The following is a 22730-nucleotide window of genomic DNA, read 5'->3' as shown; positions in this document are numbered from 1 at the left end:
TAGAATGTTAATATATAGTATTCGAATTAAGTGAGGTTATATAATGAAAATATCAACAAAAGGTAGATATGGCTTAACACTAATGATATCTTTAGCCAAAAAGCAAGGGCAAGGATGTGTTTCGTTAAAATCTATAGCTGAAGAAAATAATTTAAGTGATCTTTATCTAGAACAACTAGTAGGTCCATTAAGAAATGCTGGTTTAATTCGAAGTGTTCGTGGTGCAAAAGGTGGTTATCAATTGAGAGTCTCAGCTGAAGAAATTACGGCTGGTGACATTATTCGTTTGTTAGAGGGACCAATTACATTCGTAGAAAGTATTGATTCTGAACCTCCTGCACAGAAACAGCTTTGGATTAGAATGAGAGACGCAGTAAGAGAAGTATTAGATAATACAACATTGAAATACTTAGCAGATTATAATGAAACTAATAATTTAGATGGATATATGTTCTATATTTAAGATGTGAATAAGGTTGTAAATTAAAACAGTTCTTTGACTTTAACTGAAAATATGTAAAAAATTTGTTTTAGATGTTTATGACTTGAGTAATGTGGTATTTAATTAATATATTGCTAAGGAGGTATTATTTATGGCAGATGAAAATAAATTTGAACAAGCAAAAGGTAACGTTAAAGAAACAGTTGGTAACGTAGCCGACAATAAAGAATTAGAAAAAGAAGGCAAAGAAGATAAAACTTCTGGTAAAGCCAAAGAAGTAGTAGAAAATGCAAAAGATAAAGCAAATGAAGTTATCGATAAATTTAAAAAATAATAATCGTTAACTAATACTAAAAAGGTGGTTTTATTATGGCTGATTTCTTAAATAAAGCAAAAGAAACTGCAAAAAACGTTTCTGACAAATTAAAAGATACTGATAACGAAAAAGCAAAACAAGCATCTGAACAAATCGATAATTTCACTGGTGGCAGTGACGATAAAAAAGACGATAAAAAAGATGATAAAAAATAAAATCGTCTTAAAAGTTTAAGCTTTTTCGCTTAAATATAAAAAGCCTAGTTTCTAACATAGAAACTAGGCTTTTTAATATTTAAGTTAATGTTGTAATCATGTTTTTAAGTTTACGATATGATTCAAGTTGTGCTTCTTGATCATAAATGTAGCTAATAGCCATCAGTTCATCTATTTCACCGTATTCATCTATAAATGATTGTAATTTTTGTTTGACGGTTTCTTCGGAGCCAATAAGTGAACTTTGCATCCGCTGTTTTGCTATTTCATACTCAGTAGGCGTGAGTAGTCCTTTTAAATCGTCAGTAGGTGGTTGTACAGGTTGCATTCTTCCTCGAGTAATACTTACCATAACCTGAGCCTGTGTCGTTGCCAGATATTCTGCTTGAGCATCTGTATCAGCAACGATTGCATTTAAACAAACAATCACATATGGTTTGCTCAATACATCTGAAGGTTCAAATAGTTCTTTATAAATTTCAATTGCTTCTTTCATTTGTTGTGGTGCAAAGTGCCCTGCAAAGACATAGGGTAATCCTTTGCGTGCAGCTAAGTGTGCTGAATCAGTTGAAGAACCCAATATATAAAGAGGAACGTTTTTACCAACTGCAGGATATGCACGGACATAAGTTTGTTGATTACCCGGTCCGAAATATGTCGCAAGTTGTTCTACTTCTTCAGGAAATTCATAAACGCCATTGTGCTGATCTCTACGTAAGGCACTCGCTGTCATCATATCAGTACCTGGCGCACGACCTAAACCTAAATCAACGCGATTGGGAAATACAGTTTCCATTGTCCCAAATTGTTCTGCAACAATGAGTGGAGCGTGGTTAGGTAACATGATACCACCAGAACCTACTTTTATTTTAGCAGTATGTTCTAATGTATGTTGTATTAATAACGCAGTGGCCGAACTGACAAGGTTAGGTGCGTTATGATGTTCTGCAATCCAATATCTCTCATAATCCAGTTCTTCTAAATTTTGTGCTAATTTAACCATATCGCTTATTGCATCTTGATCGGTTTGACCTTCTCTAATAGGAACGAGATTAAGCGCAGATAATTTTAAATCGTTCATTACACGATATCCTCCTTAAATATATTAATATATTGCAGTATAACAGTCTAAATAAAACTTGCGTAAGAAATTGCTCACTGTTATACTGTATGAAATTAAAAAGTTAGGTGGCCTTATTAAGACAATGGATAAATCTCATAAGAACAATCAAAATAGTTTATTTAATCAAAAAAGTAATGCATGGGATACGATTATGTCTTAATAAAAAATCATCAGTAATATACCTAACATAAATAATGTTCGGATTGTTAAGGCATGTCATATCTCTTAAGAAAGAGGGAATTGGTATGTCTTTTTATTATGTTCAAAAACCATTTGAACAATTTGGTAAAAATTTAATTAACTCTGTAGAAATTCAAATTGATAAAGGCGAACATGTTGCAATGATTGGTAACAATGGCGTAGGGAAAACAACATTGTTAGAAGCAATAAAGATGAAATATCAAGATGAAGCTTATTTAATGCATCAAAATATGTCTGTTTATGAATACTTAACAGGATTAGACTATGTAATGGCTATAAATCCTGAGTTGCTGAAGCTAAAACAGAAGCTTAAAAGTAATTATAAGTATATTGCTGATTATATTGCTTTAAATGGCTATGAATTTGAACAGAATATTATTACTCAAGGAAACCAATTGAATTTAACTGAAAGAGATTTGGAAAAGCAAATTCAATATTTAAGTGGCGGCCAACAAACGAGGCTAGCGTTATTAAAAGCATTTATGTCAAACAAACCATTGATTTTACTTGATGAACCTACAAATCATTTAGATTTAGAAATGTTAGAACAACTGATTAAAAAAATACAAAAATCAAAATATACAATTGTCTTTGTATCACACCAGCGTGATTTTATCGATCAGACTGCGACGCATGTCATTGAAGTAACGTCTGAAAAAACGACTAAATATAATGGTAATTATTCCAAGTACCGTGCAATTAAAGATTTAACGTTACAAACACAACAAAATATGTACGAAAAGCAACAAAAAGAAATAGCAGAACTTAATCGCACGATACAACGAATACAAACATGGCATCATTCAGCACAACAAAAAGCAAGTGTCCGCAGCCCTCTTGAGCAAAAGAAACTCAGTAAGTTAGCTCAAAGAGCAAAGACGAAAGAAAAGCAAATGACTCAAAAATTAAATGAGAAGACGATAAATCAGCCAGATAACGAACAAAAACAATATCATTTTAATCATCAAGATCGTTTGCGTAAACGCTTTTTAATTCATTTTGAAGACTTCAATGTTGCTATAAATGAACGTCATATATTTGAACATGCTCATTTTGAAATGAAACAAAAAGAAAATATTTTAATTACAGGACGAAATGGGAGTGGTAAATCACTTTTAATTGCAATGATCAGACAAAAGATATTTCCAAATCATGGAAGTATAAAAATCACCCCTTCATTAAAAATTGGATATTTTGATCAGACAAACAAAAATTTAAATGAAGCAGCATCTCCACTGTCGATGCTATTAACTACAAATAAAATATTACGAAGCGAAGCACAAACTATTTTAGCTTCATTTGGTTTTAATGCAGAAAAAATTAATGCGCCAATTGGACAATTATCTATGGGCGAGAAAAGTAGATTTCAATTTGTATTACTATATTTCTCTGGTGCCAATTTATTAATTTTAGATGAGCCAACTAATTACTTTGATATTTCAACACAGGACTTAATTTTAAATATGATAAAAAGTTTTAATGGTCAAGTATTAGTTGTGACACATGATGCGTATTTTCAATCTAGATTTAAAGCAACACACTGGGAAATCAAAGATAATAAATTATGCAACTTAACGTTAAATAATACGACAAAATCAAATGTAGACGAAACATTAGCATTGTTAGATGAATATGAAATGATAGATGAAAATGGACATTTTGAAACAGACAACTAGAAAAATTAAATAGATGGTGCTATCATTGGAACATTGATAAATTTGTAAGGAGTGTCAAACATGGAAGTATATGCAGATTACGCTGCTACAACGCCAGTTAAACAGCAAGTAATAGATAAAATGATGGAAGTCTATACAACGCATTACGGTAATCCGTCCTCTATACATAGTATAGGTAGAGATGCACGTAAATATTTAGATGAGTCTCGTCGTTTCGTAGCAAAGCAACTCAATGCTAAGCCGAGTGAAGTAATCTTTACAAGTGGAGCAACAGAATCTAATAACACAGCGATTAAAGGTATTGCGTATGCAAATCAAGATAAAGGCAAGCATATTATTACAACTAAAATAGAACATCATTCAGTACTCCATGTTTTTGAACAATTAGAAAGAGAAGGTTTTGATGTAACATACCTTGATGTAGATGTGGAAGGCTTGATATCGTTAGAACAATTAAAAAGTGCATTAACTGATGAGACGATACTCGTTTCAATCATGTTTGTTAATAATGAAATTGGTACAGTACAACCAATGTATGATATTGATGAAATTGTAAGTCATTCAAATGCCGTATTTCATGTAGATGCGGTACAAGCAATTGGCCACTTAGACATCGATTTTCATGAATTTGACATCGATGCAATGAGTATTACAGCACATAAATTTGGCGGACCAAAGGGTATCGGAGTTTTACTAATAAAAACAGGTACAACCATTAAGTTTCCACAATTAGGTGGAGAACAAGAAGTGAAAAGAAGAGCAGGTACAGAAAATGTTCCCCAAATTGTGGGGTTGTCTGAAGCTTTAAAACTAGCGAATCAGTATAGAGATGAAAACAATGTTCATTTGATGAATTTGAAAAATCAATTTCTTGTTTCATTACAAGAACGATCGGTTCCTTTTGAATTAAACGGCTCAATGACAGATACTACAGGTCACATCGTTAATTTGTATTTTCCATTTATTGATGTAGAAACCATGTTAACATTGTTAGATTTAGCTAATATATATGTAGCTTCTGGTTCAGCATGTACTGCAGGTTCTACATCGCCTTCACATGTTTTATTGGCAATGTATGGTGATGATACAAGAGCAAATCATTCTGTACGTTTTAGCTTTAATGAACAAACGACCGAACAAGAAATAAAATATTTAGTTACTGAAATTCACAAAATTTATCATAAATTCAAGGAGGAAGTTTAGTTGTCAAATAAAGATACACGTGTTGTTGTTGGCATGTCAGGTGGCGTAGATAGTTCAGTTACAGCACATTTATTAAAAGAACAAGGTTATGATGTCATTGGTATTTTCATGAAAAATTGGGATGACACGGATGAAAACGGTGTGTGTACAGCTACGGAAGATTATAACGATGTCATAGCTGTATGTAATCAAATTGGTATACCATATTATGCGGTTAATTTTGAAAAAGAATATTGGGATAAAGTGTTTACTTATTTCTTAGATGAATATAAAAAAGGACGTACACCAAATCCCGATGTGATGTGTAATAAGGAAATTAAATTTAAAGCATTTTTAGAACATGCGCTTAAGTTAGGTGCAGATTATGTAGCTACAGGTCATTATGCACGTATACGTCGCCATGAAGATGGACATGTTGAAATGTTGCGCGGTGTTGATAATAATAAGGATCAAACATATTTCCTAAATCAATTATCACAATCTCAATTATCAAAAGTAATGTTCCCGATAGGTGATATTGATAAAAAAGAAGTTCGTAGAATTGCTGAAGCACAAGATTTAGCAACGGCTAAGAAAAAAGATTCTACTGGTATTTGTTTTATTGGTGAACGTAATTTCAAAACATTTTTATCTCAATATTTACCAGCACAGTCCGGTGAAATGCAAACATTAGCTGGTAAAAAGATAGGCACACACGCAGGATTAATGTACTATACTATAGGACAACGTCATGGTCTAGGCATCGGTGGAGATGGTGATCCTTGGTTTGTTGTTGGCAAAAACTTAAATGAAAATGTCTTATATGTAGAACAAGGTTTTCATCATGAAGCCCTTTATAGTGATTATTTGATTGCTTCAGATATTTCATTTGTTAATCCTGTTGATTTAGAAAATGGCTTTGAATGTACAGCAAAATTTAGATATCGTCAAAAAGATACAAAAGTTTTTGTTCAAAGAGAAAATGATGATGCGATTCGCGTAACATTTGATGAACCTGTTCGCGCAATTACTCCAGGTCAATCAGTTGTTTTATATGATGGTGATGTATGTCTAGGTGGCGCTACTATAGATGATGTATACAAAACATCAGGTCAATTAAGTTATGTTGTTTAAACAAATAAATTAATTGTCTTGGTAAATAGTAAAATAACAATGATTTATGGTTAATTGAATATAAAGTTTTATAGATGAACATGTTTTGAGGAGTAAGCGTACAATATCAAATTTAAATTTTTGATTTGTCACTTACTCCTTTTTACTGTTTTTTTATTCTTAAATGTTATAATAAGATGTTGAGAGAGAGGGATAGCATGAATCAAGAACAAATTTATACGTTGATAAAACAAGGTAATTTTGAGCAAGCATTAGCGGCACTATTTGAAAATATAGAAGCGAATCCGAATGAAGTTGAAAACTATATCAATGCAGGTATTTTAATAGCTGAAGCGGGTGAAATAGATAAAGCAGAAAAATTTTTCCAAAAAGCACTAACCATTGATCCGGAAAATGGTGCTGTTTATTACAATTTAGCTAATGTCTATTACAATGAAGGGCGTTATAAAGAAGCGGTTAAATTATATCAACAAGCTTTGCAATATAAAGTAGACGAAATAGATACAAATTACATGATTGGTATGTCTTTTAACCAGTTAGAAGCTTTTACAGAAGCACTTCCTTTTTTAATGACTGCCGCTGAAAAAGATAATCGCAATGATGTAGAAGTACAATTTCAATATGGATTAGTATTGTGCCACTTAGAAATGTATGAACAAGCCATTTCACAATTAAAGTATGTACTCACATTAGATGAAGCCCATACGGATGCTTTATATAACTTAGGTTTAGCAACCTATATGTTAACTGAAGATACTGTAAGTGCCATCGGATATTTTGAACGTGCAGTTTCTATCAACCCAGAACATTTGATGAGTCAACATGCCATCAAAACGTTTAAATCAATCGCAGAGGAGGAGTAATTAAATGGATAACCCTACATTATTTAATAATTCAATGATTAAAGGTACTGTAGATGCTATCTTGTTTCAAAACAAAGACAATTTTTATACTGTTTTAAAAGTAGATACGATAGAATCTAATGAAGAATTTGATTCTATGCCTACAGTTGTAGGGTTTTTTCCAGAAATTGCTGAAGGCGATGTTTATACTTTTAAAGGACAAGTCGTTTCACATCCTAAATATGGTAAACAGTTAAAAGCTGAAACGTTTGAAAAAGAGTTGCCTCAAACAAAAGAAGCTATAATTAGCTATTTATCTAGTGATTTATTTAAAGGCATAGGTAAAAAAACAGCCCAAAATATTGTAAACACACTTGGAGAAAATGCAATTTCAGATATTTTAAATGACTCATCTATTTTAGAAAAGGTACCTAGTTTGCCAAAGAAAAAGCAAAAACAAATCGCTGAACAAATTGCGAGTAATCAAGAAACAGAGCAAATCATTATTCGATTACATGATTTAGGGTTTGGGCCTAAACTGGCAATGGCAATCTATCAAGTTTATTTAGGCGATACACTCAATATTGTAGAAAACAAACCCTATCAATTGGTATACGACGTGAAAGGTATCGGATTTAACAAAGCAGATACTTTAGCACGGAATGTGGGTATTCAATATAACGATGATGAGCGTTTGAAAGCTGGCTTATTATATGTATTAGAAGAAGAATGCATTAAGCAAGGACACACATATTTGCCGACACAAACTGTATTAGAAATGACACAAGCAATGTTGTCTCAATCACCTAACGAAGTGATTGAACATCAACAGTTAGAAAATATGATTCAAGTCCTTGTTGAAGATACCAAATTAGTAAAACAAGAAAGTGAAATAGCAATTCCTAGTTTATATTATTCGGAGCTTAAAAGTGTTCAAAACTTATATCGTAATTACACATATACGAATAAATTAAAAGAAATAGAACAATCTGAATTACAATTAGAAATTGGTGAAATAGAACAACGTAATCAGGTTACATATGCAAATTCTCAAAGAGATGCGTTACAAACTGCAATCAATACTAAAATTATGTTGTTAACTGGCGGTCCAGGAACAGGAAAGACGACTGTGATTAAAGATATTGTTGAATTATATGCAGAAATACATGGTTTATCTTTAGATTATGATGATTATCAAAATGATGACTATCCCGTTGTATTAGCAGCCCCGACAGGAAGAGCTTCAAAACGGTTGGCTGAATCTACAGGCTTGGAAGCTATGACGATACATCGGTTAATAGGTTGGAATCAAGACACACAACCAGAGGATATTCTAGACAATGAGATTTCAGCGAAATTAATTATTATAGATGAAATGTCAATGGTCGACACTTGGTTATTTCATCAATTCCTTAGTGCTGTTCCTATAGATGCTCAAGTCATATTAGTAGGTGATGAAGACCAATTGCCTTCTGTAGGACCAGGTCAAGTTTTTAAAGATCTCATTGATTCTAAAGTAATTCCCAGAGTGAATCTAACTGAAGTTTACCGACAACAAGATGGATCTAGTATCATAGAATTAGCACACAGAATGAAATTGGGTGAACCTATTGATATTACACAAAGATTTCACGATCGTAATTTTATCAACTGTTCAACAGATCAAATACCTTCAGTAGTTGAAAAGGTGGTTTCAAGCGCTGTAAATAAAGGGTATGATATGAGTGATATACAAGTATTAGCTCCGATGTATAAAGGTTCAGCGGGTATAAAAAAATTAAATGCTGTATTGCAAACAATTTTAAACCCTAAAGAGAAAGAAACGCGTGAAGTTGAATTCGGTGATATTGTCTTTAGAAAAGGTGATAAAGTACTACAACTTGTAAATCGACCAAGTGATAATATATTTAATGGTGATATTGGAGTGGTTGTAGGTATATTTTGGGCAAAAGAAAATGCCTTAAATAAAGATGTGATTGTAGTTGATTTTGACGGAAATGAAATTACTTTTGTAAGGCAAGATTTATTGGAATTAACACATGCATATTGTACGTCTATTCACAAATCACAAGGTTCCGAATTTCCAATCGTTATTATGCCTATGGTTAAGCAATATTTTAGAATGCTGCAAAAACCGATATTATATACCGGACTAACAAGAGCTAAGCAATCATTGGTATTTCTGGGTGATCCACAAGCTTTCGAGATCGGTTTAAATACACATGGTCAAGTGAGAATGACACAGCTTTGTACGTTCTTAAAAACGTATTTTAATAATGATGATGGTAATGATGAAGATGTGGTTGATGATACATTTGATTCAACGACTGTTTTAACAGAAGAAAATATATATAAAATTAATCCTATGATTAATATGGGAGATATTTCGCCATATGATTTTGTTGAACATTGACAACGTAGGTTAAAGTAAATACAATATAATTGATTGTGCATAAAGATGAGTAAACTATGGTAGTCGACAAGAGATGTACTGGTTGGTGAAAAGTACAGATAGCATAGTTGAAAGCTACTTTATGTTAAATAATAAATATACTTATTTAAAGTGATAAGCGAAATTAGTAATCATTATTAATGCTTATAACTAGGGTGGTACCGCGAAACGTTCGTCCCTTTTGATAGGATGGACGTTTTTTATTTTCTTTTTTATCAAATAACTGATATAACTTGAGTTGAGATGGAGGAATTTTAAGTATGAAAAACTTAAAAGCAAGTGAAATTAGACAGAATTTTATTGATTACTTTGTTGAACAAGGACATATGGTTGAACCTTCTGCACCATTAGTACCTATAGATGATGATTCTTTACTATGGATTAACTCTGGTGTTGCGACATTAAAAAAATATTTTGATGGCCGAGAAACACCTAAAAAGCCTCGTATTGTTAATTCTCAAAAAGCTATAAGAACCAATGACATTGAGAATGTTGGCTTTACAGCGAGACATCATACCTTTTTTGAAATGTTAGGTAATTTTTCAATTGGTGATTATTTTAAAAAAGAGGCTATTGAATTTGCTTGGACATTTTTAACGAATGAAAAATGGATGGCTATGGATCCAAAACGATTGTATGTAACGATACATCCTGAGGACAGAGAAGCCTATAAAATATGGAATGAAGACATAGGTTTAGAAGAGAGTAGAATTATTCGTATAGAAGGAAATTTCTGGGATATCGGAGAAGGACCTTCAGGCCCAAATACTGAGATATTCTATGATCGCGGTGATCAATTTGGACAAGATGATCCTGCAGAAGAAATGTATCCAGGCGGTGAGAATGAAAGATTTTTAGAGGTTTGGAATTTAGTCTTTAGTGAATTTAATCATAATAAAGATCATACGTACACACCATTACCAAATAAAAATATTGATACTGGTATGGGGCTTGAAAGAATGGCATCTATAGCGCAAAATGTTCGTACAAATTACGAAACTGATTTGTTTATGCCAATCATTAATGAAGTAGAAAAAGTTTCAGGCAAAAAGTATCTTGAAAAAGATACTTATGATGTAGCATTTAAAGTAATTTCTGATCATATACGCACAATTTCATTTGCAATCGCTGATGGCGCATTACCAGCAAATGAAGGACGAGGTTATGTGTTGCGTAGACTTTTACGTCGTGCTGTAAGGTTTAGTCAATCTTTAGATATTAATGAACCATTTATGTATAAATTGGTTGATATCGTTGCAGATATAATGGAACCTTATTATCCGAACGTTAAAGAAAAATCTGATTTCATCAAACGCGTGATTAAATCAGAAGAAGAACGTTTCCACGAAACACTAGAAGAAGGTTTAGCGATATTAAATAATTTAATTGCAAAAGCGAAATCAACGACAAATGAAATCAGTGGTGAAGATGCATTCAAATTATATGACACATATGGTTTTCCAGTTGAACTTACTGAAGAAATTGCAACACAAGAAAACCTTTCTGTTGATATGAATACTTTTGAAGATGAAATGCAAAAACAACGTGATAGAGCTAGACAAGCCCGTCAAAATTCTCAATCTATGCAAGTACAAAGTGACATATTGAAAAAAATAACAACAGAGAGTCAATTTGTAGGTTATGATGTCATGGATCAAAAAACGTTTATTACCGATATCATTCATAATGGAGATTTCGTAAACGAAGCTGAAGCTGGAGAAATTATTTACTTTATTTTAAAAGAAACACCATTTTATGCAGTGAGTGGTGGACAAGTAGCAGATGAAGGTACAATAAGTAATGAACAGTTCGAGATTAAAGTTACTGAAGTAACCAAAGCACCAAATGGACAAAATTTACACAAAGGTGAAATTCAATTTGGAACTGTTAAAAAGAATGGTGAAGTGCTAGCTAGTGTAAACCATGTTGAACGAAGAGACATTAAAAAGAATCACAGCGCCACACATTTATTACATGCAGCATTAAAAGAAGTACTTGGAGATCATGTTAATCAAGCAGGTTCACTCGTTGAGGCGGAGAGACTAAGATTTGATTTCACGCACTTCGGGCCTTTAACTCAAGATGAAATAGATCACGTTGAGCGAAGAGTAAACGAGGAAATTTGGAATAGTATAGATGTGAATATACAAGAAATGCCTATTGCTGAAGCTAAAAAATTAGGGGCGATGGCATTATTTGGTGAAAAATATGGCGATGTCGTTCGAGTTGTCAATATGGCACCTTTCTCCATTGAATTATGTGGAGGTATCCATGTTAATAATACTTCTGAAATAGGCTTGTTTAAAATAGTGAGTGAATCAGGTACAGGTGCTGGTGTGAGACGTATAGAAGCATTTACTGGAAAATCGGCATTTTTATATTTAGAAACAATACAAGAACAATTTAATGCGGTAAAAGCACAAGTTAAAGTTAAATCAGATGATCAAGTTTTAGACAAGGTTATCCAAATGCAAGCGGATGAAAAAGAATTATCTAAGCAACTTGAACAAAGAAATAAAGAAATTACCACATTGCAAATGGGTGATATTACAAATCAGGTAGAAGAAATTAATGGATTTAAAGTACTTGCAACTGAAGTTGAAGTCGCAAATGCAAAAGCGATTCGTGAGACAATGGATGACTTTAAATCTAAGTTGCAAGATGCTATTATAATTTTAATCAGTAACATAGATGGCAAAGTGTCCTTAGTAGCTACAGTACCAAAAGAATTAACAGACAGTGTAAAAGCAGGTGACATTATTAAAAACATGGCACCAATTGTAGGTGGTAAAGGTGGCGGCCGCCCAGACATGGCTCAAGGTGGGGGCACTCAACCTGAAAACATAACAGAATCATTACGTTTCATTAAAGATTACATTAAATCTCTATAAGTTCTACGTTTTGTAATGTAGAATTAACAATAAGTACTTTTTAGTCGATACGAAGGAGTGTTACAAAATGGAAAACTTTGATAAAACAATGAAATTTAATTATGATGAAATTCCAAAAGAAGATGTCAAAACAGTACTTCAAAATGTCTATAACACACTGAATGAACGTGGCTATAATCCTGTAAATCAAATTGTCGGTTATTTATTATCAGGTGATCCTGCGTATATTCCACGTAATAATGAAGCTAGAAACCAAATTCGTCGTATTGATCGCGACGATATCATGGAAGAATTAGTTTCAAATTATTTACAAGAGAACTCAAAGTAATTAATGCTAAAACATAAAATTTTAGGTTTAGATGTAGGAAGTAAAACTGTTGGCATTGCTATAAGTGATCTCATGGGTTGGACAGCCCAGGGATTAGATACACTCCATATAAACGAAGATAAGAATGAACTAGGTATAGACAGACTAGTAACGATCATAGAGAAAGAAAAAGTTGGTACGGTTGTCATAGGTTTGCCAAAGAATATGAATAATTCTATTGGATTTCGTGGCGAAGCTTCGTTACAATACAAGGAGCAACTTCAGGAAGCATTGCCATCTGTAGAGATAATCATGTGGGATGAGCGTTTAAGTACCATGGCTGCAGAACGTTCTTTACTTGAAGCAGATGTTTCTAGACAAAAACGAAAAAAAGTAATAGATAAAATGGCTGCAGTATTTATATTACAAGGCTATTTAGATTCTATACAATAAAAAGGAGCGTTTTATAATGACTGAACACAACCATGAATCTGAATTAGAAATTAACAACCAAGAGGAATTATTAACTTTATATGATGAAGATGGAAACGAAGTGCTTTATCGAAAAGTATTAGAATTTTTCCATCCTGAATTCAAAAAAGAATATGTGATTCTTGCTGAAGAAGGTGCAGAATCAGATGATGACGATTTAATCGAATTAGTACCAATGATTAATGAACCCGACGAAGATGGTGAAGGCGGAAAATTCTTACCAGTTGAAACTGATGAAGAATGGGATATGATTGAAGAAGTCGTTAACACTGAAATGGACGACCATGATCATAACCATGAATAATATTTGGACTACGCTAAAAATATGCATTAATATTTAAAGTGTGAATCTGAATTACAAATCGATTCACTATTGTTTACATTTTGTCTTAAGTGACACTGTTTTTTTACCAATAATTTTACAAAAGCTAATGTGTAAAAAATCTGGTCATCAAGTATAAATAGCATGTTATTAAGCTGAATTTAAAAATTTCAGCTCATACTGTCGACAAGTTTCTGACTTGTTGACAGTTTTTTTGTATTCATTATGTCGAGTACTAACTCATCTTGAAGTCTGAGACTAGTGTTATTTTACTCCAAGAGCCATCTGTATTAGTTTCTTATACACATTTAATATGTGAAATTGATGTAATATTCATTATAGCTATATAAACAAGTTAGTTATCACAATTTACACTTATAATATAAATGGCTTTGTGGTAAAATATATAAAGTTAAAATTAAATTTATGAGATAATTTCAAGGAAATATATAGAAGTTCGTAATATAAGAACATATAGCTGTTGTTATTAATTGAAATACAATCAGTCATTATCATTGGCTGATTTATTTTATTTGTCAAAAACACTTTGAAATATTTACATTGAAGGAAGTTTTGAAATGGATAATAATCAATCATATTTATTAGAATTGCACAAAGAGAATGATATTGCTATTGAACAACTTAGACCATATGCTGTGGAACATCATGTTCCAATTGTGGATAGGCTAACTTTAGATATGATTAAACAACTGATCAGAATACATAAACCCAAGCGTATTTTGGAAATAGGCACAGCAATTGGTTATAGTAGTATGCAATTTGCTTCTGTTTCTGAGGAAATAAAAGTGGTTACCATTGAGCGTGATGTCGATATGCAATTAAAAGCTAAAGAAAATTTTGCGAAATTTGGATATGAAACTCAAATAGAGTTAATTGAAAAAGATGCCTTAGAAGCTTTTGAAAACATCCAACATGAATCATTTGATATGATATTCATTGATGCTGCGAAAGCACAATCAAAAAAGTTTTTTACTTTGTATGCCCCTTTATTAAATGAAGGTGGGATAATAGTTACAGATAATGTTTTGTATCATGGTTTTGTTTCTGATATTGCTGTAGTGAGAAGTAGAAATGTTAGACAAATGGTAAAAAAAGTACAAGAATATAATGAATGGCTGATAGCTCAACCTCATTTCACAACTAATTTCCTTAATATGGATGATGGTCTAGCTATTTCGATTAAAGGAGAATCAAAATGACAGAATTATTAGTAACGCCAAAATCTGTTAAACATATTGAGACATTAATTGAAAAAGGTGCAGATGCATTTGTAATTGGCGAGCAAAAATTCGGCTTAAGATTAGCAGGAGAATTCAAAAGAGAAGCATTGATAGAAGCAGTAGAATTAATACATAATCATGGTAAAAAAGTCTATGTAGCAGTAAATGGTATATTTCACAATTATCATTTAAATGCACTAAAATCATATATAGATTTTTTACACGAAGTAAAAGTTGACCGCATTATATTTGGTGATCCAGCGGTAGTTATGTATGTAAATGAACAAGAAAACCCAATTCCATTAAATTGGGATGCAGAAGCGTTAGTCACAAATTATTTCCAGTGCAACTATTGGGGAAAAAAAGGGGCACAACGCGCGCAACTAGCTAGAGAATTAAGTTTAGATGAAATATTAAATATAAAGCAACATTCAGATGTAGAGATTGAAGTACAAGTACATGGTATGACTTGCATGTTTCAATCAAAACGCATGTTATTAGGCAACTATTTTACTTTCCAAGAAAGACAAATGAAAATTCATCGAAACAAAGTAGCTAATGAGTTGTTATTATATGATGAAGAACGTGATAATAAATATCCTGTTTTTGAGGATTACAATGGAACACATATTATGTCGCCCAATGATATATGTTTGATTGAAGAGTTAGATCAACTTTTAGCAGCCAATATTGATGCATTCAAGATTGACGGTGTATTACAAACCGAAGAATATATCAATGTTTGTACAGAACAATATAGAGAAGCAATTGATTTATTCAATGAAGATCCAGAAGCTTATGATGATGAAAAATTTATGCTTGTAGATCCAATCGAAGCTATTCAGCCTGAGCATCGTCCTTTTGATGAAGGATTCTTGTATAAGCAAACAGTATATTAAGGGAGGTTTAAATAATGAAATTATTAGAAAAAGTTGAAGATAATACTAATAATAAGATTAAAAAACCTGAACTACTTGCCCCAGCAGGTAATTTAGAAAAACTCAAAATCGCAGTACATTATGGTGCAGATGCTGTATTTCTAGGTGGACAAGCGTATGGTTTAAGGTCCAATGCGGATAATTTTACGATGGAAGAAATCAAAGAGGGTGTGACATTCGCACAACAATATGGGGCGAAAATTTACGTTACGACTAATATTATTGCACATGATGAAAATATTGCGGGTTTGGATGAATATTTAAAAAATTTAGAGTCAGCCGGTGCCACTGGTATTATTGTTGCGGATCCACTTATCATTGAAACATGTAAGCGCGTAGCACCAAATTTAGAAATTCATTTATCAACACAACAATCACTTTCAAATTATAAAGCTGTAGAATTTTGGAAAAATGAAGGGTTAGATCGTGTAGTATTAGCACGTGAAACAGGTGCTATGGAAATGAAGGAAATGAAAGATAAAGTAGATATTGAAATTGAATCATTTATTCATGGCGCAATGTGTATTGCGTATTCTGGTAGATGTACATTAAGTAATCACATGACAGCTCGAGATTCTAATAGAGGTGGTTGTTGTCAAAGTTGTAGATGGGATTATGACCTATTGGAAATTGATAAAGATGGTGATTTAGATTTATATTATGATGAAAATGCAGCGACACCTTTCGCAATGAGTCCAAAAGATTTGAAACTTATTGAGTCAATCCCTAAAATGATGGATATTGGTGTGGATTCACTTAAAGTAGAAGGACGCATGAAATCAATACATTATATTGCAACTGTTGTATCTGTATATCGCAAAGTTATCGATGCTTATGCAGAGGATCCTGATAATTTTAAAATTAAGCCAGAATGGTTAACTGAACTGGAAAAATGTGCCAATAGAGACACTGCTTCTGCATTTATTGAAGGCACACCTGGTTACGAAGAGCAAATGTTTGGGCAACAAAATAAAAAGAACTCAGCTTATGATTTTTGTGGATTAGTTCTTGATTATGACAAAAAAACCAATCTCGCTACTATTCAACAGCGTAATAAATTTGAGCCTGGAGAAGAAATAGAGTTTTTTGGTCCTGAAATTGATACATTTAGACAAGTTGTTGACACTATTTATGATGAAGAAGGTAACAAACTTGATGCTGCACGACACCCATTGCAAATTGTGCAAATTAAAGTTGATCATCCAATTTATACCAACAACATGATGAGAAAGGAAATTGGATAATGAAACGTACGACTATTATTGGAATCGCTGGTGGTTCTGGTTCAGGTAAAACATCAGTCACAAACGAAATCATGAAAAATTTAGAAGGCCATAGTGTTGCATTATTAGCACAAGACTATTATTATAAGGACCAATCGCATTTAAGTTTCGAAGAACGTTTAGAGACCAATTATGATCATCCTTTTGCTTTTGATAATGACTTATTAATAGAAAATTTAAACGATTTGAGAAATGGTAAACAGATTGAAGTACCAACATATGATTATACAAATCATACTAGAAGTGATGAAACGATTGCATTTAAACCAAAAGATGTTATTATCGTAGAAGGCATATTTGCGCTTGAAAATAAAACGTTAAGAGATTTAATGGATGTCAAAATTTATGTTGATACTGATGCAGATTTACGAATCTTACGTCGCTTACTTCGCGATACAGAAGAAAGAGGTCGTACAATGGATTCTGTTATAAATCAATATCTAAATGTAGTTCGTCCAATGCATAATCAATTTATAGAACCTACAAAAAGATATGCAGATATTATCATACCTGAAGGTGGAAGTAATAAAGTTGCGATCGATATAATGACGACAAAAATTCAGACTTTAGTAAGTAAACAATAGTATTTTAGTAAAGGAAGATGACAATATGGAAAACCAAAAACAATACCCTATGACGCAAGAAGGTTTCGAAAAGCTAGAAAATGAACTTGAAGAGTTGAAGACGGTTAAGAGACCAGAAGTCGTTGAAAAAATAAAAGTAGCCCGTTCATTCGGAGATTTATCCGAGAACTCTGAGTATGATGCTGCTAAAGATGAACAGGGTTTCATCGAACAAGATATCCAAAGAATTGAGCATATGCTACGTAATGCACTTATAATTGAGGATACAGGTGACAACAATCAAGTACAAATTGGTAAAACTGTAACTTTTGTAGAATTACCAGGTGAAGATGAAGAAGAATACCAAATTGTTGGTTCTGCTGAATCTGATGCATTTAATGGTAAAATCTCAAATGAATCACCAATGGCTAAAAGTTTAATTGGTAAAAAATTAAACGAAGAGGTTCGTGTTCCACTACCAAATGGTGCTGAAATCAATGTGAAAATTGTAAATATCAAGTAATATTTAAATCCCCTTAACAATCAATGTTAGGGGGATTTTACACTTTATAAATAAAAATATATACTTATCTTCAACTATTTGATAAATTTATATCATTGATACAATTATTGAAATATTAAGATAATTTAGGGTTAATTTGTATTTAACAATCGTAGTTAATTATCAAGAATTATAACTATTTTTAATTAAACATAGTCTGTCAGTTAATGATACAATTATAATATTGCACACATATTAATGTTTGAAAAATAGTTTAATGTATATAATACAAAGGGGGAAAAGTGTTGGAATATAAATTAATCAATGAAGAGACAATTATGATTTACTTTGAACAACAAATTGATCCTTCGACATTCAAGGAAGTACAAAAAATTGAAAAGTACATTAAAGATCAGCAACATGAAGCTATTATTGAAATAATACCTTCTTATCGTGCAATTATGCTACATATAGATATTACTAAACAAAGTTTAGCGGAAGTTGTTAATGAACTGAATCTAGAACAATTAAACAAACTGAATTTTGATGAAAATTTAAATGAAGTAAAAACCATTAGTTTACCAGTACTTTATGGTGGTAATTATGGTCCAGATATTCAAGCAGTAGCTAGACATAATCAATTATCAATAGATGAAGTAATTAAGTTACATACAGAGAATACATATTTAATTTATATGCTTGGGTTTATGCCAGGTTTCCCATTTTTAGGTGGATTAAATTCAAAGCTAGCTACACCTAGAAGAGAAGAACCAAGAACAAGTATTCCTGCAGGTTCAGTTGGTATTGCGAATAATCAAACAGGATTATATCCAAAACAATCTCCAGGAGGTTGGCAAATCATCGGTCGTACACCAATTACGGTATTTGATATTTTAAGAACGCCTATGTGTTTATACGAATCAGGAGATTATATAAAATTCTATTCTATAGATGAATCAACGTTCGATCAGATTGTTGAAGCACAACAAGGTGAATTTGATATTGAGAAATGGGTGAAAATTCAATATGAGTATTAAAATTATTAATCCCGGTTTATTTAGTACGATTCAAGATTTAGGAAGAATCGGCTATCAAGACCAAGGATTTTCTACTGCAGGTGTATTGGATCAATATGCTTATAGAACTGGACTAGCGCTAATTGGTAATGATGGGCCAGCGATTGAATGTACAATTATTGGCCCAACGATTGAATTCTTAGAAGATAATACCTTTGTATTAATAGGTGATGACTTTAACGCTACTGTTAACGATGCATCTATTGATGAATCTACTGTAATAGCAGTAAAAAAAGGCGATATTTTGAAAGTTGGACAAGTCATTAAAGGGGCCAGAGGATACTTATTATTTGGTAAACCTTTAAAAATTCAAAAAGTTGCAAATAGCTATGCTACTCATACACGAAGCCAAATTGGTGGTTTTAAAGGGCGTCCATTAAAATCTGGTGATGTAATAGAGTGTAAAAATAATCATTCATATACACATAATCTTGGTTTGAGCTTACTTACTGGTGTCGCAGAGGTTAAAGATAACACTATTCAAATCATCGAAGGGCCTCAAATTGAAAACTTTAGCCAAGAATCGCAACAAAAGTTAGTATCCAATGAATTTAAAATATCAGAAAAGTCAGACCGCATGGGCTATCGATTACAAGGTGAAACGATTTCACCAACCACATCGGCAGACATAATATCAGAACCTGTTGCCTTAGGCAGTATACAAGTTCCAAATGATGGTAATCCTATTATTTTATTAAATGATAAACAAACAGTAGGTGGCTATACAAAAATAGCAACTGTTTGTGCATTTGATTTACATAAATTAGCTCAAATGCAACCCAATGATACGATTCGTTTTGAATGGACTACAATCGATGAAGCAGTTAAAAAATTAGAACAACAAGAAGAAGCATTTAAAAATACAATCAAAAGTATTTATGATCAACCTATTTTTGATGTTACGCAATTGAGAGATACATCTAAACGCATTAATCATTTATTGAAAGGGGAATTATAATGAATTTTGAAAAAGTAGAGCAATTAATTAAAATCGTAAAAGATAACGGGGTTAAAAAATTTAATTATAAGGATTATGAAAATGAAATAACGATTGATTTTACAGATAATACATCTGCAGCACCTGCGCAACAACAATTAGCTTCAAATGATGAATCAAGTTTAAATGAGCAAGGTATATCAAATGAAGAACAATCAACTCAAGCTGTCAAATCACCTATGGTCGGTACATTTTATTTACAAGATGAAAAAGAATTAACAAGTCCACTCATTCGTGAAGGCGATGAAATTAAAAAAGGAGATACCATTGGTTACATAGAAGCGATGAAAGTAATGAATGAAGTAAAAAGTGATGTGAATGGTGTTGTAGACGCAATACATGTCAATCATGGTTCAAATGTTGAATATGATCAAACGATTATAACTGTGAAATAAGTTTAAAGGGGGTATTTGAATTGTATCGTTGTTTAATTGCAAATAGAGGAGAAATTGCTGTAAGAATTATTCGCGCATGTAGAGAAATGGATATTGAAACTGTGGCTATCTATGCTTTAGGGGATGAGTCAAGTCTACATGTAAGCTTAGCTGATCAAGCGATTTGTATTGGAGAAGCCAATGCATTGGATAGCTATTTAAATCAAGACAGAATTATTAGTGCTGCAAAAATAAGTGGTGCAAATGCAATTCATCCAGGGTATGGTTTTTTATCAGAAAGCACTTCATTTGCTAAAAATGTTGAAGAAAATGGTATTTATTTTATAGGACCAACTGATCAAACCATGGAAATGATGGGTGATAAAATAACAGCAAGACAAACAGTTGATCAAGCAAATGTACCAATCATACCAGGTTCTACTTCTGCGGTAGAAACAATCGAAGAAGTTAAAGAAATAGCGCATGATATTGGTTATCCACTTGTATTAAAAGCTGCCAGTGGTGGTGGCGGTAAGGGTATAAGAATTGTCAAAGCAGAAGAAGCTTTGGAAAAGTCATTTAAAGAAGCAAAAAGTGAAGGACAAAAATATTTTAATGATGATCGTGTATATGTGGAAGCATTTATACCTGTAGCTAAGCACGTGGAAGTACAAGTGCTAGGAGATGGTAAAGATAATTACATACACTTAGGTGAGCGTGATTGTTCAGTTCAGAGAAAAAATCAAAAACTAATTGAAGAATCTCCTTGTGCTGCATTATCCGAAAATATGAGGGCATCTATGTGTAATGATGCTGTAAAAGTGGCTAGAGCATCTAATTATAGAAGTGCAGGTACTATCGAATATTTAGTGACAGAAGATGCTTATTACTTTATTGAAATGAATGCGCGTATTCAAGTTGAACATACAGTAACTGAAATGAGAGCGAATCGTGATTTACTACACGCTCAGCTGTATTTAATGAAGCATGGTTCATTACCATTCAACCAAGAAGAGGTACTATTTGATGGACATGTCATTGAAGCGAGAATCAACGCAGAAAATCCTCAGAAAGGATTTCAACCTTCTCCAGGTAAAGTAAAAGCATTACATTTGCCACAAGGATTTAATGTACGTATAGATAGTTTGCTTTATCATGGCTATACGGTATCTCCAAATTATGATTCTCTTGTAGCAAAAGTTATCGTAAAAGCACCTAATAGAGCTTCAGCAATAAACAAATTAAAAGTAACATTGGATGAGATGGTAATTGATGGTTTTACTACCACAGCTGATTTCTTATATGCAGTTTTATCATATCCCAAATATGCCAATGGTAATGCAAAAGATGTTGATATTAAATTCTTGGATAGACATCAAATAATTAAGGAGGAAGCATAATGAAAGTTGACTTGAACTGTGATTTAGGTGAAGCTTTTGGAAATTATTCATTCGGTGGAGACGATCAAATTATTCCGTTAATTACGTCAGCAAACATTGCATGTGGTTTTCATGCTGGCGATCAACATGTCATGAATCATACGGTAGAATTAGCTAAAGCAAATGGTATTGGAATAGGTGCACATCCTGGTCTTCCAGATTTACAAGGATTTGGCCGTAGAAATATGGACTTGTCACCGAAAGAAATTTATGATATCGTCATTTACCAACTCGGTGCATTAAGTGGATTTTGTAATGTTCACCAAGTTAAAATAAATCACGTAAAACCACATGGCGCACTGTATCAAATGGGCGCACGTAATAAAGCAATCGCACATGCGATTGCTCAAGCTGTATATGATTTTGATGAATCATTAATTTATGTTGGATTATCAAATACACTACTTGTTACAGAAGCACAAGCTGTTGGTTTAACTACGGCTTCAGAAGTGTTTGCAGATAGACGTTATGAAGATGATGGTCAATTAGTGAGTAGAAAAGAAAGTGATGCTTTAATAACTGACACAGAAGAAGCCATTGAACAAGTTGTCAAAATGGTTAAATCACAAAAAGTAATTACGAAAAATAACAAGGAAATTGATATTCAAGCAGATACTATTTGTGTTCATGGAGATGGTGAACATGCACTAGAATTTGTTACAAAAATAAGAGAAAGATTATCGAAAGAAGGCGTTTCTATATCTAAGCTGGGAGGCTAACAC

Annotated in this window: 23 protein-coding genes; 22 read left to right on the top strand and 1 reads right to left on the bottom strand. The window is 32.5% G+C overall.

The window, feature by feature from the left end; genetic code table 11:
• Positions 1–43 precede the first annotated feature (43 nt).
• The 3 genes from cymR to KA867_RS06565 all read left to right on the top strand — a co-directional run bounded on the left by cymR (position 44) and on the right by KA867_RS06565 (position 973).
• Positions 44–463: a cysteine metabolism transcriptional regulator CymR gene (gene cymR, locus KA867_RS06575; protein ID WP_019469423.1), complete on the top strand. Its 420-nt coding sequence runs from the start codon at positions 44–46 to the stop codon at positions 461–463.
• Between the two features lie 130 nt (positions 464–593).
• Positions 594–776 (top strand): CsbD family protein, encoded by a 183-nt coding sequence (locus KA867_RS06570; protein WP_210137448.1) that lies wholly within the window; start codon positions 594–596, stop codon positions 774–776.
• Positions 777–811: 35 nt separating this feature from the next.
• A complete protein-coding gene (locus tag KA867_RS06565) occupies positions 812–973 on the top strand; it encodes a hypothetical protein (protein WP_019469421.1) in 162 nt (53 codons plus the stop codon).
• A 79-nt stretch (positions 974–1052) separates the two neighbouring features.
• On the opposite strand, the gene KA867_RS06560 is transcribed toward KA867_RS06565, so the two are convergent.
• A complete protein-coding gene (locus KA867_RS06560) occupies positions 1053–2054 on the bottom strand; it encodes an LLM class flavin-dependent oxidoreductase (RefSeq protein ID WP_210137447.1) in 1002 nt (333 codons plus the stop codon).
• Positions 2055–2341: 287 nt separating this feature from the next.
• On the opposite strand from KA867_RS06560, the gene sal reads away from it, so the two are divergent.
• The 19 genes from sal to pxpA all read left to right on the top strand — a co-directional run bounded on the left by sal (position 2342) and on the right by pxpA (position 22727).
• Positions 2342–3973, top strand: a complete 1632-nt coding sequence (sal, locus tag KA867_RS06555; protein WP_210137446.1) for a Sal family ABC-F type ribosomal protection protein — start codon at positions 2342–2344, stop codon at positions 3971–3973.
• Between the two features lie 60 nt (positions 3974–4033).
• Complete coding sequence (locus KA867_RS06550; RefSeq protein ID WP_210137445.1) at positions 4034–5176, top strand: cysteine desulfurase family protein; 1143 nt, start codon at positions 4034–4036, stop codon at positions 5174–5176.
• Positions 5177–6289 carry a tRNA 2-thiouridine(34) synthase MnmA gene (gene mnmA / locus KA867_RS06545; RefSeq protein WP_210137444.1) on the top strand — a complete coding sequence of 371 codons (1113 nt, stop codon included), beginning with the start codon at positions 5177–5179 and terminating at the stop codon, positions 6287–6289.
• A gap of 197 nt (positions 6290–6486) precedes the next feature.
• Positions 6487–7152: a tetratricopeptide repeat protein gene (locus KA867_RS06540; protein WP_210137443.1), complete on the top strand. Its 666-nt coding sequence runs from the start codon at positions 6487–6489 to the stop codon at positions 7150–7152.
• Positions 7153–7156: 4 nt separating this feature from the next.
• Entirely contained in the window at positions 7157–9544 is a 2388-nt protein-coding gene (gene recD2 / locus KA867_RS06535; protein ID WP_210137442.1) for an SF1B family DNA helicase RecD2, read from the top strand.
• A gap of 299 nt (positions 9545–9843) precedes the next feature.
• On the top strand, positions 9844–12474 hold the full coding sequence (gene alaS, locus KA867_RS06530; RefSeq protein ID WP_210137441.1) for an alanine--tRNA ligase: 2631 nt from the start codon (positions 9844–9846) through the stop codon (positions 12472–12474).
• Positions 12475–12541: 67 nt separating this feature from the next.
• Entirely contained in the window at positions 12542–12802 is a 261-nt protein-coding gene (locus tag KA867_RS06525; protein ID WP_019469413.1) for an IreB family regulatory phosphoprotein, read from the top strand.
• Positions 12803–12805: 3 nt separating this feature from the next.
• Entirely contained in the window at positions 12806–13234 is a 429-nt protein-coding gene (gene ruvX / locus KA867_RS06520) for a Holliday junction resolvase RuvX (protein WP_019469412.1), read from the top strand.
• Positions 13235–13250: 16 nt separating this feature from the next.
• Positions 13251–13577 carry a DUF1292 domain-containing protein gene (locus tag KA867_RS06515; RefSeq protein WP_046208110.1) on the top strand — a complete coding sequence of 109 codons (327 nt, stop codon included), beginning with the start codon at positions 13251–13253 and terminating at the stop codon, positions 13575–13577.
• A gap of 596 nt (positions 13578–14173) precedes the next feature.
• Entirely contained in the window at positions 14174–14815 is a 642-nt protein-coding gene (locus KA867_RS06510; RefSeq protein WP_210137440.1) for an O-methyltransferase, read from the top strand.
• Positions 14812–15735 (top strand): peptidase U32 family protein, encoded by a 924-nt coding sequence (locus KA867_RS06505; protein ID WP_210137439.1) that lies wholly within the window; start codon positions 14812–14814, stop codon positions 15733–15735. Before KA867_RS06510 ends, KA867_RS06505 begins: the two co-directional genes overlap by 4 nt.
• 14 nt (positions 15736–15749) lie before the next feature.
• Positions 15750–17018 carry a peptidase U32 family protein gene (locus KA867_RS06500; protein WP_210137438.1) on the top strand — a complete coding sequence of 423 codons (1269 nt, stop codon included), beginning with the start codon at positions 15750–15752 and terminating at the stop codon, positions 17016–17018.
• Positions 17018–17641 (top strand): uridine kinase, encoded by a 624-nt coding sequence (gene udk / locus KA867_RS06495; RefSeq protein WP_019469407.1) that lies wholly within the window; start codon positions 17018–17020, stop codon positions 17639–17641. Before KA867_RS06500 ends, udk begins: the two co-directional genes overlap by 1 nt.
• Before the next feature lie 25 nt (positions 17642–17666).
• Complete coding sequence (gene greA, locus KA867_RS06490) at positions 17667–18143, top strand: transcription elongation factor GreA (protein WP_019469406.1); 477 nt, start codon at positions 17667–17669, stop codon at positions 18141–18143.
• 284 nt (positions 18144–18427) lie between these two features.
• Entirely contained in the window at positions 18428–19159 is a 732-nt protein-coding gene (gene pxpB, locus KA867_RS06485) for a 5-oxoprolinase subunit PxpB (RefSeq protein WP_210137437.1), read from the top strand.
• Entirely contained in the window at positions 19149–20156 is a 1008-nt protein-coding gene (locus KA867_RS06480) for a 5-oxoprolinase subunit C family protein (RefSeq protein WP_210137436.1), read from the top strand. Before pxpB ends, KA867_RS06480 begins: the two co-directional genes overlap by 11 nt.
• On the top strand, positions 20156–20590 hold the full coding sequence (locus KA867_RS06475) for an acetyl-CoA carboxylase biotin carboxyl carrier protein (protein WP_210137435.1): 435 nt from the start codon (positions 20156–20158) through the stop codon (positions 20588–20590). Before KA867_RS06480 ends, KA867_RS06475 begins: the two co-directional genes overlap by 1 nt.
• 20 nt (positions 20591–20610) lie before the next feature.
• A complete protein-coding gene (locus KA867_RS06470) occupies positions 20611–21969 on the top strand; it encodes an acetyl-CoA carboxylase biotin carboxylase subunit (protein ID WP_210137434.1) in 1359 nt (452 codons plus the stop codon).
• Complete coding sequence (gene pxpA / locus KA867_RS06465) at positions 21969–22727, top strand: 5-oxoprolinase subunit PxpA (protein ID WP_210137433.1); 759 nt, start codon at positions 21969–21971, stop codon at positions 22725–22727. Before KA867_RS06470 ends, pxpA begins: the two co-directional genes overlap by 1 nt.
• Positions 22728–22730 lie beyond the last annotated feature (3 nt).

It is taken from the genome of Staphylococcus sp. GDH8C109P, assembly GCF_017893405.1.
GTDB lineage: Bacteria > Bacillota > Bacilli > Staphylococcales > Staphylococcaceae > Staphylococcus > Staphylococcus cohnii.
This window is presented reverse-complemented; position numbering and strand designations above follow the sequence as displayed.

Excerpts from the sequence above, each read along its gene's own strand:
- cymR (WP_019469423.1), top strand. The coding sequence starts at position 44 with ATGAAAATATCAACAAAAGGTAGATATGGCTTAACACTAATGATATCT.
- KA867_RS06570 (WP_210137448.1), top strand. The coding sequence starts at position 594 with ATGGCAGATGAAAATAAATTTGAACAAGCAAAAGGTAACGTTAAAGAA.
- KA867_RS06565 (WP_019469421.1), top strand. The coding sequence starts at position 812 with ATGGCTGATTTCTTAAATAAAGCAAAAGAAACTGCAAAAAACGTTTCT.
- KA867_RS06560 (WP_210137447.1), bottom strand. The coding sequence starts at position 2,054 with ATGAACGATTTAAAATTATCTGCGCTTAATCTCGTTCCTATTAGAGAA.
- sal (WP_210137446.1), top strand. The coding sequence starts at position 2,342 with ATGTCTTTTTATTATGTTCAAAAACCATTTGAACAATTTGGTAAAAAT.
- KA867_RS06550 (WP_210137445.1), top strand. The coding sequence starts at position 4,034 with ATGGAAGTATATGCAGATTACGCTGCTACAACGCCAGTTAAACAGCAA.
- KA867_RS06540 (WP_210137443.1), top strand. The coding sequence starts at position 6,487 with ATGAATCAAGAACAAATTTATACGTTGATAAAACAAGGTAATTTTGAG.
- recD2 (WP_210137442.1), top strand. The coding sequence starts at position 7,157 with ATGGATAACCCTACATTATTTAATAATTCAATGATTAAAGGTACTGTA.
- alaS (WP_210137441.1), top strand. The coding sequence starts at position 9,844 with ATGAAAAACTTAAAAGCAAGTGAAATTAGACAGAATTTTATTGATTAC.
- KA867_RS06525 (WP_019469413.1), top strand. The coding sequence starts at position 12,542 with ATGGAAAACTTTGATAAAACAATGAAATTTAATTATGATGAAATTCCA.
- ruvX (WP_019469412.1), top strand. The coding sequence starts at position 12,806 with ATGCTAAAACATAAAATTTTAGGTTTAGATGTAGGAAGTAAAACTGTT.
- KA867_RS06515 (WP_046208110.1), top strand. The coding sequence starts at position 13,251 with ATGACTGAACACAACCATGAATCTGAATTAGAAATTAACAACCAAGAG.
- KA867_RS06510 (WP_210137440.1), top strand. The coding sequence starts at position 14,174 with ATGGATAATAATCAATCATATTTATTAGAATTGCACAAAGAGAATGAT.
- KA867_RS06505 (WP_210137439.1), top strand. The coding sequence starts at position 14,812 with ATGACAGAATTATTAGTAACGCCAAAATCTGTTAAACATATTGAGACA.
- KA867_RS06500 (WP_210137438.1), top strand. The coding sequence starts at position 15,750 with ATGAAATTATTAGAAAAAGTTGAAGATAATACTAATAATAAGATTAAA.
- udk (WP_019469407.1), top strand. The coding sequence starts at position 17,018 with ATGAAACGTACGACTATTATTGGAATCGCTGGTGGTTCTGGTTCAGGT.
- greA (WP_019469406.1), top strand. The coding sequence starts at position 17,667 with ATGGAAAACCAAAAACAATACCCTATGACGCAAGAAGGTTTCGAAAAG.
- KA867_RS06480 (WP_210137436.1), top strand. The coding sequence starts at position 19,149 with ATGAGTATTAAAATTATTAATCCCGGTTTATTTAGTACGATTCAAGAT.
- KA867_RS06475 (WP_210137435.1), top strand. The coding sequence starts at position 20,156 with ATGAATTTTGAAAAAGTAGAGCAATTAATTAAAATCGTAAAAGATAAC.
- pxpA (WP_210137433.1), top strand. The coding sequence starts at position 21,969 with ATGAAAGTTGACTTGAACTGTGATTTAGGTGAAGCTTTTGGAAATTAT.